This window comes from Parafilimonas terrae, assembly GCF_900115755.1.
Lineage (GTDB): Bacteria > Bacteroidota > Bacteroidia > Chitinophagales > Chitinophagaceae > Parafilimonas > Parafilimonas terrae.
On the sequence record NZ_FOXQ01000007.1, the window covers coordinates 107,019 to 121,565 of the forward strand.

At 38.2% G+C, this 14,547-nt stretch carries 12 protein-coding genes; 9 read left to right on the forward strand and 3 right to left on the reverse strand.

Features of this window, described 5'->3' with window-relative positions; translation table 11 throughout:
* Positions 1-116 precede the first annotated feature (116 nt).
* Entirely contained in the window at positions 117-3,620 is a 3,504-nt protein-coding gene (locus tag BM015_RS12775) for a CRTAC1 family protein (RefSeq protein WP_177191901.1), read from the forward strand.
* A gap of 69 nt (positions 3,621-3,689) precedes the next feature.
* Here BM015_RS12775 and ahcY read toward each other — a convergent pair whose 3' ends face one another.
* Positions 3,690-5,015 carry an adenosylhomocysteinase gene (gene ahcY / locus BM015_RS12780; RefSeq protein WP_090658985.1) on the reverse strand — a complete coding sequence of 442 codons (1,326 nt, stop codon included), beginning with the start codon at positions 5,013-5,015 and terminating at the stop codon, positions 3,690-3,692.
* Between the two features lie 115 nt (positions 5,016-5,130).
* Here ahcY and BM015_RS12785 point away from each other — a divergent pair, with 115 nt between their 5' ends.
* The 4 genes from BM015_RS12785 (at position 5,131) to BM015_RS12805 (ending at position 8,621) form a co-directional block, all read left to right on the forward strand.
* Positions 5,131-5,631 carry an Lrp/AsnC family transcriptional regulator gene (locus tag BM015_RS12785; protein ID WP_090658987.1) on the forward strand — a complete coding sequence of 167 codons (501 nt, stop codon included), beginning with the start codon at positions 5,131-5,133 and terminating at the stop codon, positions 5,629-5,631.
* 78 nt (positions 5,632-5,709) lie between these two features.
* A complete protein-coding gene (locus BM015_RS12790) occupies positions 5,710-6,267 on the forward strand; it encodes a Uma2 family endonuclease (protein WP_143075852.1) in 558 nt (185 codons plus the stop codon).
* Between the two features lie 34 nt (positions 6,268-6,301).
* A complete protein-coding gene (locus BM015_RS12795; protein ID WP_143075853.1) occupies positions 6,302-7,495 on the forward strand; it encodes a hypothetical protein in 1,194 nt (397 codons plus the stop codon).
* Between the two features lie 88 nt (positions 7,496-7,583).
* Entirely contained in the window at positions 7,584-8,621 is a 1,038-nt protein-coding gene (locus BM015_RS12805; RefSeq protein ID WP_143075854.1) for a hypothetical protein, read from the forward strand.
* A gap of 15 nt (positions 8,622-8,636) precedes the next feature.
* Here the strand turns inward: BM015_RS12805 and BM015_RS12810 are convergent, their stop codons facing one another.
* On the reverse strand, positions 8,637-9,371 hold the full coding sequence (locus tag BM015_RS12810) for a 3-keto-disaccharide hydrolase (protein WP_090658997.1): 735 nt from the start codon (positions 9,369-9,371) through the stop codon (positions 8,637-8,639).
* A gap of 395 nt (positions 9,372-9,766) precedes the next feature.
* On the opposite strand from BM015_RS12810, the gene BM015_RS12815 reads away from it, so the two are divergent.
* The 4 genes from BM015_RS12815 (at position 9,767) to BM015_RS12830 (ending at position 13,621) form a co-directional block, all read left to right on the forward strand.
* Positions 9,767-10,486, forward strand: coding sequence for an EcsC family protein (locus BM015_RS12815; protein WP_090659000.1), 720 nt, complete (start codon positions 9,767-9,769; stop codon positions 10,484-10,486).
* 80 nt (positions 10,487-10,566) lie between these two features.
* Positions 10,567-11,532 (forward strand): glycoside hydrolase family 43 protein, encoded by a 966-nt coding sequence (locus tag BM015_RS12820; protein ID WP_090659002.1) that lies wholly within the window; start codon positions 10,567-10,569, stop codon positions 11,530-11,532.
* A gap of 55 nt (positions 11,533-11,587) precedes the next feature.
* Complete coding sequence (locus tag BM015_RS12825; RefSeq protein WP_090659004.1) at positions 11,588-12,631, forward strand: toll/interleukin-1 receptor domain-containing protein; 1,044 nt, start codon at positions 11,588-11,590, stop codon at positions 12,629-12,631.
* Between the two features lie 156 nt (positions 12,632-12,787).
* Positions 12,788-13,621: a metallophosphoesterase family protein gene (locus tag BM015_RS12830; protein WP_090659005.1), complete on the forward strand. Its 834-nt coding sequence runs from the start codon at positions 12,788-12,790 to the stop codon at positions 13,619-13,621.
* Positions 13,622-13,626: 5 nt separating this feature from the next.
* Here the strand turns inward: BM015_RS12830 and BM015_RS12835 are convergent, their stop codons facing one another.
* Entirely contained in the window at positions 13,627-14,325 is a 699-nt protein-coding gene (locus BM015_RS12835; RefSeq protein ID WP_090659007.1) for a hypothetical protein, read from the reverse strand.
* Positions 14,326-14,547 lie beyond the last annotated feature (222 nt).

Genomic DNA, 14,547 nt, shown 5'->3' on the forward strand with positions numbered 1-14,547 from the left:
TATAATCCATACTAAAAGTATTTAAAAACCCTATTCACATTAATATATTAGGTTTTGGAAACAGCTACATAAAAACTTATTTTGTAGCCTTGCAGATTATTTTGAATATGCCGTCAATGAACAATCTAACTAATATTCCTATCTCAATCCTCAAGAGAAAAATACTTTGCGTGCTTGTTATTATCGCATTCACCGCCGGCAGCGCTTTCTCACAAAACGAAAACCTTCCACCGCGAATGCTGGCATATCAATACTTACAGCAAAACCAGGTGAATGAAGCAGAGTTTGCATTTTTAAAAGCAATAAAGACAGACCCCAATGAAATTTTAAACTACCGCGACCTTGCCGTTCTTTATCTCTCCAAAAAAAATTATACAAAGGCCGAGAGCACTGCCAAAGCAGGATTGAAATTAAAACCCGATGATATAGATGTAAAATCGGTACTGGCAAAGATTTATCTGCAAAAGAACGACAGGCGCAATGCGATTATCCAGTTAAACAGTATTGCAAGAAAAAACACCCGCAATGTTTTTGCATGGTATTCTTTTTCAGGGCTTGCAGCAGACATTTATTTAAAGGAAAGATATTTGTTCAAAGTGCTTTCGCTTTCACCGGCTAACGTGGTTGCCAGGCTTAACCTGGCAGAATTGCTTATCAGCAATAACAAGGCAGATTCTGCAATGTTTTATTTACAGGGAATAAAAAAAACCATTCCCGCTTTTTCACCTGCATTAAGTGCATCGTATAACCAGCTTATACAATCACTCAGCGCAAAAGATTTTCCAAAGGCCAAAACGCAGATGGGCCGGTTCAAAGACCTCCTTGCGCTCACCAGCAGTTATGTTGAATCAATGGCACTGCTTGCAGGCCCGCAATTACCGGTTGGCTACGCAGCATTTGCTTCAAGCCAGGTTCAAAACAAAGGCCAAAACACACGAAGAGGCTATGCAACAAACAAAGGGTTTACCGATGCAACAAAATTGATAGGCCTTGATTTTAGCGATACGGATAAAGCCACTGATGGCGTAATTGCCGTAACGGATTATACAGATGCAGGTGAAATGTATTTATACACCAGCAGCATAACAGGCGGCAAACAAAAATGCCGGTTGCTGACAAGCAAGATCGGCAGCTTCCAGGAAACAGATGTGCCCGGTGGAATTGATCATGATGCTGCAGACCATGATGCCACCTTTATTGATTATGATAACAATGGTTACCCCGACCTGTTTGTTGCAACAGCAAGAGGCATCCTGCTATACAGGAATAATGGCGATGGCACTTTTGCTTATCATAAAAACAATATAGGGTTAAGTCTTTCTGTGAATGTTCAGAAAATGCTCTTTGCCGATTTTGATCAGGATGGCGATCTCGATTTGTATGCATCCACAACAACCACGAATAAATTCTTTCGCAATAACAGCAATGGCACATTTACGGAACAGGCCGGTGTAATGGGCCTTTCCATTCCGGGTGCTGCCAATATGGATTTCAGCGATTATGATGGCGATGGCGATCTTGATATAATTGCCGCAAACGAAACAAAAGGCGTAACATTATTAAACAATAACCGCCATTCAAAATTCACAAATGCTACTACTTCAGCAGGGCTTAAAAATTCCAGGTATAATAGCAAAGCTGTTGCATTTGCAGATTATAATAATGATGGATTGCCTGATCTTTTCATAGCAGGTAGTAGCGGGCAACATTTTTTATTAAAGAATATTAGCGGCAATCATTTTATCGCCGATGCCGCTTCAAAAACTATTTCCTCTGCTTTGCAAAATGTAAAAGTGTATGATGCCGCCTTTTTAGATTATGATAATGATGGTTATGCCGACCTGCTTGTTGCGGGCACAGCCAACACATCTTCCAATGCTGTATTCTTATTTCATAATGAGAATGCAAAGAGCTTTAGCGATGCATCTTCTTTATTGCCGCAAACAACCGGCGATGCAACAAGCATTGCTATTGCTGATTTTAATTCGGATGGTGATGATGATGTTTTCCTGGCCGGCCCCGGCGGCATAAAATTGATAAGAAATGATATTGGCAGTTTAAATCATTATATGCAGGTGCAGCTTACCGGGCTCACTTATGGCAGCAATAAAAATAACCGGCTGGGCATAGGCGCACAGGTAGAACTGAAGGCCGGTGATTTGTACCAGGTTAAAACAATAAAAAGGTCTGTTACAACTTTTGGCGTGGGCACACGCACTTCTCTTGATGCAGTGCGTATAATATGGCCAAACGGCACACCACAATACATTAAAGACCCTTCGGCCAGTGAAAGAATAATTGAAGAGCAGATGCTCAAAGGCTCCTGTCCTTTCCTGTATGCCTGGAATGGCAAGCGGTATGTGTTTGTAAAAGATATGATGTGGCGAAGTGCATTGGGCATGCCGCTTGCCATTAATGGAAAAGATACCACTTATGCTTTCTCTGATGCTTCACAAGAATACCTGCTTATTCCGGGCGAAAACCTTAAACCAAAGAATGGCAAATACTCCATTAAAATAACAGAAGAACTTTGGGAAGCGGTGTATTTTGATAAGGCTGAGCTCATCGCTGTAGATCATCCCGATTCCGTTGATGTGTTTGCCGATGAACGTTTTACACCGCCGCCTTTCGCAGGCAAGAAACTATATAGTGTTGCTGGTAAATATTATCCTCTTAAAGCCACAGATGGCAATGGCGATGATGTGCTGGATAAAATAAAAGCTTACGATTTTCAATACATATCCAATTTTGGAATGGGTAAATTCCAGGGGCTTGCTGAAGACCATGATTTAGTTTTAGACCTGGGTGATAAAGCTTCGGGCAATAACCTTCATCTCTTTTTGCGTGGATGGATTTTTCCTGCCGATGCCAGCATCAATACTTCTATGGCGCAGGCTGATACTTATCGCCAAAAGCCGCCTTCTTTACAGGTGATAGATAAAGATGGTAAATGGAAAACCGTTATTCCCAACATTGGTTTTCCCATGGGAAAAGATAAGATGGTGATCGTTGATCTGTCAAACAAATTCCTTACACCCAATGACAGGCGGGTAAGGATTCAAACCAATATGCAGATTTACTGGGATGAAATTTTCTTCTCCAGCAGTTTATCAAAAGCGCCGGTAAACATGCATGACCTTACAATGACAAGTGCAAGCCTCGGTTACAGGGGTTATTCATCCACTTACACAAAAGGCGGCCCTTATGGCCCGCACTGGTTTGATTATTACAATGTATCCAATGGCCAGAAATGGAGAGACCTTTCAGGAAATTATACGCGTTATGGCGATGTATTGCCTTTATTAAAACAGGCCGATGATGAATATATTATTTGCAATTCAGGCGATGAAATAAGCATTGATTTTGATGCATCCGGTTTACCTGCATTGCCCAAAGGATGGAAGCGTGATTTTCTTATTTACAGCGAAGGATGGGTTAAAGACGGCGACCTGAATACAGTTTATGGCCAAACTGTTGAACCGCTGCCTTTTCATGCAATGCCGGCTTATCCTTACACGGGGGAAATCAATTATCCATTCAACCAGCATAAAACATATATGCAGCAATATAACACCAGGAAAGTATCAACGGATAAATTCAGCAATGCATTAAAAAGATAACCGGCAATGCAGGACAAACTTCATCCAGCATTACCGGTTATTTATATCAATAAAGGCAGAAGCCTTTAATTAATAACGGTACATTTCAGGTTTGAAAGGCCCGTTTTGAGGAATACCCAAATATTCTGATTGCGCAGTTGTTAATTCATCTAACTCCACTCCTATTTTCTTCAAATGCAAACGTGCAACTTTTTCATCCAAATGTTTGGGAAGCACATATACTTTGTTCTCATATTTATCTGCATTATTCCATAATTCAATCTGCGCCAATACCTGGTTGGTAAATGAATTACTCATTACAAAACTTGGATGGCCTGTAGCGCAACCTAAGTTTACCAAGCGGCCTTCAGCCAGAAGAATTACATCATGACCATCTACTGTATATAAATCAACCTGTGGCTTAATTTCAACTTTGGTATTGCCATAGTTTTCATTTAACCAGGCAACATCAATTTCAATATCAAAGTGTCCAATGTTACAAACAATGGCTTTATCTTTCATTAATTTAAAATGTTCGCCGGTAATTAAATCGCGGCAACCAGATGCAGTAACAATGATATCTGCTTCTTTCACTGCATCAATCATTTTCTTTACTTCATAGCCATCCATTGCAGCCTGCAAAGCGCAGATAGGATCGATTTCTGTAACAATCACACGGCAACCCGCGCCACGCAATGAAGCAGCAGAGCCTTTACCAACATCGCCATAACCGCCAACAACAGCCACTTTACCGGCCATCATTACATCTGTTGCACGGCGAATGGCATCAACCAAACTTTCCTTACAGCCATACTTGTTATCAAATTTAGATTTGGTAACAGAGTCATTAATATTGATAGCGGGAATGGGCAATGTGCCTTTTGCCATTCTTTCATATAAACGATGCACACCTGTTGTTGTTTCTTCGCTTAAACCCTTAATATTTTGAATAAGCTCAGGATATTTATCAAATACGATGTTAGTCAAATCGCCGCCATCATCCAATATCATGTTTAAAGGGCGGTCAAAACTTCCAAAGAATAAAGTTTGTTCAATACACCAGTCGGCTTCCTCTACTGTTTCGCCTTTCCAGGCAAATACACCAATGCCCGCAGCAGCAATGGCAGCCGCAGCATGGTCCTGCGTTGAAAAAATATTGCAGGAGCTCCACTTAACTTCAGCGCCTAATTCAATCAGTGTTTCAATTAAAACGGCTGTTTGAATGGTCATGTGCAAACATCCTGCAATGCGTGCGCCTTTCAAAGGTTTGCTTTCACCGTATTCTGCACGAAGCGCCATTAAACCAGGCATTTCAGCTTCGGCTAATCTTATTTCTTTGCGGCCCCATTCAGCCAGTGAAATATCTTTCACTTTATATGGCAGGTTCAGGTCAATGTTTTTCGTTACTGTTGACATATTTAAAATTTGAAAGGCAAAAATAAAAATTCAGGATAGAATAATATTAAATGATTTATTTTTGGAATGAAGTTATATTATATAGGTTTTATACAGAATAAATAAATAGTTTATAATGGCTAAAGCAGTTAAAAAAGAACAATCCACTATAACGGGTTTTAACATTGATGATAAAGACCTTGCCATTCTGAAATTATTGCAGCATAATGCACGCATAACGGTTAAAGAAATATCTGATAAAATTCACCTGAGCACAACACCTGTGCATGAGCGCATCAAGCGCATGGAAGAAGCCGGCGTTATTAAACAATATGCTACGCTGGTTGACCATTCAAAAGTGAAAAAAGGTTTAATGGTGATATGTTATGTATCGCTGAGGCAGCACAGTAAAAATGCAGGCATAAAATTTATAAAATTAATTCAAAGCCTGCCCGAAATTACAGAGTGTTACAGCATTAGCGGCGAGTTTGATTTCATGCTGAAAGTAATGGCAGAAAACATGGATGCGTATTACGATTTTCATGTAAATAAATTAAGCCAGGAGGAAAACGTCGGGCATGTGCAAAGTGTTTTTGTAATGGGTGTAATAAAGCAGACGCATGTGCTGGTGCATTAAAAAAATCCTGGCTGTTTGCAAAGCATAAGGCTAACAGATTTATTAAAAAATTGTAAGTTTGGTAAAACAGGAGTTAATATGAGAAATGCTGTGAATGATAAGATTTATACTGTTGAAGAGTATATTCAATATGAGTTAAAATCTGACCGGAGACATGAATTTATCAACGGACAACTTTTTGAAATGCCGGGCGAAAAAGATATAAATAATCAAATGGCTGGATTGATCTATATCCTGCTCATACAATTTTTAAAGAGTAAAGGTTACCAGATATATAACCATGATGTAAAGGTTGCCATTCCTGATGGAAGAAAATTTTATTATCCTGATGTATTTGCTACTAAAGAGGAAAAAAGCCCCGACAATCAATATATAAAATATAAACCCGAAATAATTGTGGAAGTGGTTTCCGAATCAACACAGGTTACAGACTATGTTGATAAATATATTGACTACATTAAAATCGCTTCACTTCGCTATTACATTATTATTGAACCTGAAACAGTATTGGTTACTGTTTATGAAAAAGATGAAACAGGCAACTGGTTTGCCCGTAAGTACACTAACATTAATGATGCAGTAAAACTTGAAAAACTGCAAACAGAATTTTTGGTAAAGGATATTTATTCCGCATAGTTTGAAGCTTATCTTTTCAATTACAAATTATTTTGTGCACTATAAAAAACCGAAGCCACAAAGATTATATACTCTTCTGCCTTCCCGGTTTATAGTAATCACAGTTTTTTGTTTTTTTATCTGTGTTTGTGAAAAGGCGCATGCGCAGGACAGCATTACAATCGGTTACCTTCTTGATAAGCTGCAAACACACCAGCTTAAACACGACAACTATTTCATACAAGGCGTTTTTCCTTCTTATATTAATGCCTCACGAAAATTCAAAACAAAAAAGAAAGACAATACAATTTTTTACAACACGCTTATTACTTATGTTTTAAAAGACAATTACAACAGGTTTTCTGCAGAACAAAAAATTATTTGTGACAGCATAATTGCAAGAAGCAATAGGGCATCAAGATATTTTAAAAATAAAAACCGCAACACTTATAATTTCTGGAGGACAGACAAGTCAACAAGATTTAATTATAGCTGGTGGATGCCCGTCTTTAAAGGTAACAGCGCTTTGCCGGATGATATGGACGACACCGTGCTTGGCTTTTTAATGAACAGCGAAAATGAAGATTCCGCAAAAGCATTACATCGCTTTATGCAATCATATATCAATAATTATCCGCCTTTAAAAACAACTTATAAAGTTTATGCTTATGACAGCGCTTATTCAACATGGTTTGGAAAAAAATTCCCTGTTGTTTTTGATGTAAGCGTACTGTGCAATGTATTAAGTTTTGTGCAGCAGTACAACCTTAAATGGACAAAAGCTGATAGCGCATCATTGCAGCATATTGTTACAACCATTCAGCGAAATGATATTGTAAAACATCCCGCTTTTATTTCACCTTATTACACCAACACATCCATTATTCTTTATCACCTGGCAAGACTGATGAGCATAAAACCAATACATGAATTGGAAATTATTAAACCGCAATTAATTCAAATTGCTAATGAACGCTTGCTATCAACCCATAACCTCCTTGAAAAAATTATACTTGGCATTGCTTTAATTAAATGGGAACAATCGCCGCCGCCATTACACTTCAGCAAAAGCGATTTTAAAGATATAGAACAAAACAACCTGCCTTTTTTTATTGGCAATATTCCATCTTATTTTAAACGCAGTATAAAAGGAAAATTTATTGACCTGCGTTTGCTGATGTATAATCATTATTGCCCTGCCTGGAATGATTGTTTATTGCTGGAATATTTACTGTTAACCGGCAATTAAATACTGCTGATTTTTTGCCGCTCATTTTTCGAATCAATTCATTAGCATGGCGCCTGATGGGCCAGCAAAAATTTGTATTTTGTGCAAGATGAAACTACCGCCATCAACAACAAATCTTGCTGTAGCATTTTCATGTTTATTACTATTTCTTTTTTCCGCATCATGCAAAAAAAATACAGCCATAACCAGCACAAGAGTTAATAGCACCATCACTGGCGACTCAATTGTAATTAAGAATGCTGGCATTACTATTAAAACAGGGATACTACCGCCGGTAACGCAAAAAACTTTTATACCAAATGGCGACAGTTCTGTTGCAGAATTCCAGGTTATTGCTTCTAAACTTATCCTGTTGCGGCGTATGGATTTTTCAGCGCCTTCGCTCATATTATCTTCCCGCATCAGCAGCATTTATGATTATAAAATACACAACGATACCGGAGTAATGACCTACTTTATTGACCGTTATCTACAACCGGGATCAGGCGCTGACCTGATAATGGATATTTTTTATAAAAACATCAATAAAATCAATTCGGGTTCGGTTGCGCAGGTAAGCCTTACAGGCATTTCTTATGTAACCTCAGAAGACAACATGGAGCATTATATAAGCCTTCCCAGGCCAGTGAAAACAGAACCCATGTGCCTTGTGCGCAATAAGCCGGGCATTATGTTTCAAAACCCATCTGGCGCTGTTTTAGAAAATGGTTTTCGCGAAATAATGCAGGTTAAATTAACCGGAGATCTTAAATGGACGTTGGTTAACCTTCCCTTGTCCATCTCTGCATCGCATGATTATAACGGGGCCGTTAGTAAATGCAAACTGATCGTAAAAAATAAGAACGAAATTTTGGAAACTGAAAGCGATTCTGTGTATGTTCCATCAGAAAGCACAGGCAACACCGTTATTCATTTCAGCAAAGCTTTTCAGCATGCAGCAGGAGATACGGAAACACTTAAAATATATGCACCTGTTTCAGGCACATTGGTAAGCCTTATAAGTACTATGAACCCTTACAAAGCACTTGTTTGGAAAGATGCGCTGGGCACTAAAATAAACGGGCAGCAAAACGACAGGTTTTTTAAAGAGATAACAAACTTCTCCAGCTTTTATTACCAGGAATAAAAACCTGTAGTTAACTTATAATTTTTTAATCTTAATGGCCCGGAAAGAGGCCTCATCAACGTGATCCTGCAGGGCTATGCGGCCTTTGGTAAGCTTTCCAAAATCAGGATATGTGTGCAGTGAACTTTTGGCAACAAGTTCATTCCATTCATCACTGTTAATTAAAATATCTGCGGTTTCAACACCATTAAGCCAGAAAGTTATTTTACCATTGGTTTGCAGAATGCGGGATTCATTCCATTCGCCAAACGGTTTTGGCTGCACTTCATTTTTAACCGGCAACACGCTATATACGGCGCCTGCAATTTCTGCCGCCTTGCCTTTATGCACCTCATCATTGGCATTGTCCAGCATTTGAAATTCAGGCCCTGTAAAAAAAGTGGCCGCGTATTTTGGGTCTTCCTGCACATTTATCATTACACCGCTGTTGCCTGCTTTCTGTATTGTCCATTCAAAACGCAGGTCAAAATTTTCATAAATACTATCTGTAACAAGATCTGCATGATCAAGGTTATTAGGTATCTGCACACATTTCAATTCACCATTTTCCACTTTCCAAACAGGTGGTATATGTTTTTGATTGTAGGCATGCCATCCATTCAGGGTTTTACCATCAAACAGCAATTGCCAGCCTTCATTTTTTTCTGCTTGTGTAAGCGAATTATGCGGGTCTGTTTGTGTGCAGGAAGAAAATAAGATGAAAGCAAAAGCGAATAAATAAATACTAATTTTTCTGTAATCAATCTTCATTTGGATGTTGTTATGGAACGATATTAAAATTATACCTGTTATGCCAGCAAAATTTCAGAAAGCATCTGTTAAATAACGTTCTTGGCACGTCATGTCGAGGTAACGAGACATCCCTGCTCTGTTATAAATTCAAAATAAGGCAGAGATTTCTCCTGTCGTCGAAATGACGGTTCAATTTTCTTCTATATAGTTTAATAGCACAACACGTTAAAATTGTAATATTAAATATTTTTATAGCAACAACGCTAACTTCAATCTGCAATTTATTTTTTGATATAAGCAATAGCGGTAAATGAAAACGATTGAATGATTATAAACGTATGTGGCATACACTTAACTTGTCACCTTAAAAGATTATAATTTAAAGCGGCATTCTTTTGGCATAAAACAATTATATGAATGATTACGTGCAGCAAATAACAGGCGAATTAAAAAACTGGCAACGGAAGATGGGGCGAAGGCCTGGATTGATAAACCGGCTTTCCAAAAAAATGCAAACAAAAATAAACAGCTATATACCTGAAAAAATACATAAAGCTGTTACAACTGCCATAAAGCAAATGGTAAGGAGTGTATTGTTTGGCGCTGGCATTACCACTTCAAAACCTAATACAAAAGACAGCCTCGAAGTAAAGGAAAGGCTGATTGAAGAACGCATTAAATGGTATAAAACAACGGCAGCAGCGGAAGGCGGCGTTACAGGCGCAGGCGGCATTTTATTAGGCCTTGCAGACTTTCCTTTATTGCTGGCCATTAAAATAAAACTGCTGTTTGATATTGCTTCCATGTATGGATTTGATATAAAGGATTATAAAGAACGCATCTATATTTTGCACATTATGCAGCTTGCCTTTTCAAGCGATGAAGAAAGAAGAAATGTATATCTGAAAATTGTTGACTGGGATGGGCATGCCAGCCAGCTACCCGATGATATTAATCAATTTGACTGGCGCACTTTTCAACAAGAATACCGCGATTACCTTGACCTTGCAAAAATGGCGCAGCTATTGCCGGTAATTGGCGCACCGGTTGGCGTAATTGTAAATTATCGCCTTATAAAGAAACTTGGCATAACCGCAATGAATGCATACAGGATGCGGTTATTAAGTCAATAAACCTTAAATAAGGTTCACTGCTTTGAAGCGCTCTTGAGAGGCATGAAAAAATATTGCTTATAACGTTTTATCTTTCACGCATGAAAAAATTAAGCTTTATTTTTTTACTGTTGTTTGCAATGAAATACGGCAACGCACAAACATCCGGCAACCCAATTCTTAAAGGATGGTATGCAGATCCCGAAGCCGTTATATTCAACAATCAATACTGGATATATCCAACCTATTCTGATGTATATGAAAAGCAGGTTCTTTTCGATGCGTTTTCATCGCCCGATTTAGTGCATTGGACAAAACACGAACGCATATTTGATACATCAGCTATAAAATGGGCAAAACGTGCTATGTGGGCGCCGGCTATCGTTGAAAAAGATCATAAATATTATTTCTTTTTTGGGGCAAACGATATTCAAAGCGACAAGGAATATGGTGGCATTGGCATTGCTGTTGCCGATAAACCGGAAGGCCCTTATAAAGATTATTTGGGCAAACCATTGATAGATAAATTTTATAACGGTGCGCAGCCAATTGACCAATATGTTTTTCACGATAAAGATGGCGCTTACTATATTATTTATGGCGGATGGCGCCATTGTAATATTGCAAAATTAAAAGACGATTTTACAGGCATTGTTCCCATGCAGGATGGCACGCTGTTTAAAGAAATTACACCGGAGAAGTATGTTGAAGGCCCGTTCATGTTTATAAGAAATAACAAATATTATTTTATGTGGAGCGAAGGCGGTTGGACAGGCCCGGATTATGCAGTTGCCTATGCCATAGCCGATTCTCCTTTTGGCCCATTTAAAAGAGTGGGTAAGATATTGCAGCAGGATAGCACCGTTGCCAGGGGCGCAGGCCATCATTCCATAATACATAATGAAGCAACTGATAAATGGTATATTATTTATCACCGCAGGCCGCTGAACGAAACCGCGGCAAACCATCGTGCAACCTGCATTGAAGAAATGTTTTTTGATGAGAATGGCATGATAAAACCAGTGAAGCTAACTTTTACAGGCGTTGCACCACAGCCTTTGCAATAATTATTCAACATGCTTTTATAAATTAAAAGCAAATTTGTAAAAGCACCTGCAGCTTATGAAATATAAAAAAATTTTCTTCAGCTATTCAAGAACCGATACTGCTTTTGCCATAAAGCTTGCACTGGATCTAAAGAAAGATGATTATGATGTATGGATTGACCAGGAAGATATTCGTGCAGGCAGTGAATGGGATATGCAGATTGAACAGGCATTAACCACCTGCGATTGTTTGGTATATATCCAGTCTGAAAGATCAGCCGCTTCACAAAACGTGCTTGATGAAGTTTATTATGTACTGGAAGAAAATAAACCCGTTATACCGGTGCTCATCAGCGAAAGCAAAGCGCCCTTCAGGATAAAAAGATTGCAGTACATTAATTTCATTAATAATTATGAAGCCGGCCTGCAAAGCCTGAAAGATAATTTAAGCGGCGCAGCACTCCCCGATGTAAGCAATGGAAATTTTAAGGAAGGTAATCCGGTTTATAAAAACCGTTCAAAATATTTAATTGGATTATTGGTTTTAATAGCCGCGGCTGCCAGCCTTTTCTATTTTTTTCGCACCGGCACAACCGCACCTGAAACAATTATAAACAATGAAGATATTAGTAATAAAGACAGTGCGATTTCAAAAGAAATTTTTACAGGGAATTGGATATTGACGGGAACGCAACCTGATATGAGCGAAAGAAAAGGTTACTTGAAAATAGAGGACAGTGATAATGGAAAACTGAATATTAAAACCAGCGTGCAATTCTATTATCCCAAAACAAACGACACTGCCTATCATGAAGTGTTCAATGCTTTTGCCGAATGTAAAAATTGTGTGTTTAAAAATGAAATAGAGATAACCGATAAGCAGGTTGATGTAGGCTCGCATCGCTATATGATTTTAAAAGAAGATGAACCAGGCAAAGGGAAGGCCGGCGATACAGTATTAAATGCAGGTTTAAACACTGCAGTAAAAGCATCAGTTGTGTTGCATTTAAGCAAAGACAAAGTGTTACTTACCATCAATAAGAAAGATTCATCAGCCGCATCTTACGGCATTACTATTCCGCCATTTGAGTATGTATTCTCTTTTAAGAAAGAGGAGTAAATAATTTATTTCAACAGTTAACATTCGCATAATACATTTTACTTCTAACCTGGTAAATTTGGGTATTGGTTATAACCATTTAACCACATAGCTGCATAGCCTCTATGTGGTTTATATTATAAATGCACTTACTTAAAAATTATAAATTAAAATGCCATGCAAAACAGGAGAAGCTTTTTAAAACAAGGAATGAAAGCCATAGTTATGATTGGTGCAGGCAATGCATTACAATCATTCGCCGCATCATCGTTCAGGCTTCCGGCCAAAGAAAATGTATTGCTTCGCTTTGCCACCGTTTCTGATGGGCATTATGGCCAGCCTTCCACACAATATGAAGCTTTGCATAGCCAAATGGTTAACTGGCTGAATGCTGAACAAAAAACAAGGGGCCTTGATTTCACATTTGTGAATGGCGATTTATTTCATAACGATACTTCAATGATGCCATTGGTAAAACAGCAATGGGATAAATTACAAATGCCTTATCATGTATCGCATGGCAATCATGATATGATAGATGAAGAATTGTGGCGACAAATGTTTACAACAAAATGGCATTACAGCTTTGAAAAAGACGAAGCTGCTTTTATTGTTCTAAATACTGCCGATGAAAAAGGCAAATATATTTGCCCCGATCTTGAATTTACGAAAGAGCAATTGAATAAATATGCTGATAAAAAGCACTTGTTTGTATTCATGCACATAACGCCTTTTAATTGGACGGGCGCCGGTCTTCCATGCCCCGAACTTGTAGCCATGTTTAATAAACAATCAAATCTTAAAGCTGTATTTCAAGGCCACGATCATGATGAAGATGGCATGAAAGAAAATGAAGGCAAACATTATTTCTTTGATTCGCATGTAGCCGGCAACTGGGGCACAAAATATCATGGCTACCGGATAGTTGAAATATTAAAGAATGGCAAAGTGCTTACATATCAAATGAACCCATTAAATCAACAGCAGGTAAATAATAATACACTTACATAATTAGTTTAAGGCAGCCTTGTCCAAACTTCATGCACAGGATCACCTTTTGAACTTTTACCGCTATGGTTCCATTCATCGCCGTTAACGGAGCCATTAAAGCTTAAACTCATTCCCACCCTTGTGTTGTCTCTTGGAAAGAATTCAATATTCTCTGTATAAATACCGTTTTGAAAACTGTAATTACCACCGCCCGTTCCAAAAAAATCACCCGTTGCCGTATTAATGGCGGCCCATTGAAACCTTGTTCCTGAAAGTATTTTAATAGTCTTTCTTTCACCCGGCGTCATTTTATTCATTACACCATTCTGTTCACGGCCGGTTATAACCCATAACCCTGCAAGCGCTCCTTTATTATCGTCAATCTGCTTCCATTCTTTATCGCCATTGATAATATTACTGATAAGCGCATCATTGTTTATGGCTGCATTAAAATTTATTTTCTTTCCAACCTGCGTCTTATCTGCTGAATTAAATTCAATAAGAGCGCTGATATTATGTTCCTGTTTGCTGTAACTGCCACCCCATGTTTGTACAAACTTTTTATTGGGGACATCAAATATGGTAACGGTAAAATAAGAAGGTTCAAATATCAAAACAGTTTCAACAGTGCCTTCTTTATATTGCCAGGCGCCGGTAATATTTTCCTGCGCATTAACTGCAAACGGGCAGAGCATAATTAAAATAACAGGCAAAATGTTTTTCATACAGCATGGTTTTATTGAACGATAAAATTAGCAATTGTTGTTATAAATATCCCCGCTAATAACGCTGCATGCAGTGCTAATTTTCGGATGTTATTAACAGCATATTCCAGATATAAATTTCATCGTGGAAATTATCACCCAAATAAATACAACGATATGCTAAGAAATAAAATGAATTGCTTGTAAAAGTTTCAATTGGCATGCAATTAGCAAAACATCCTT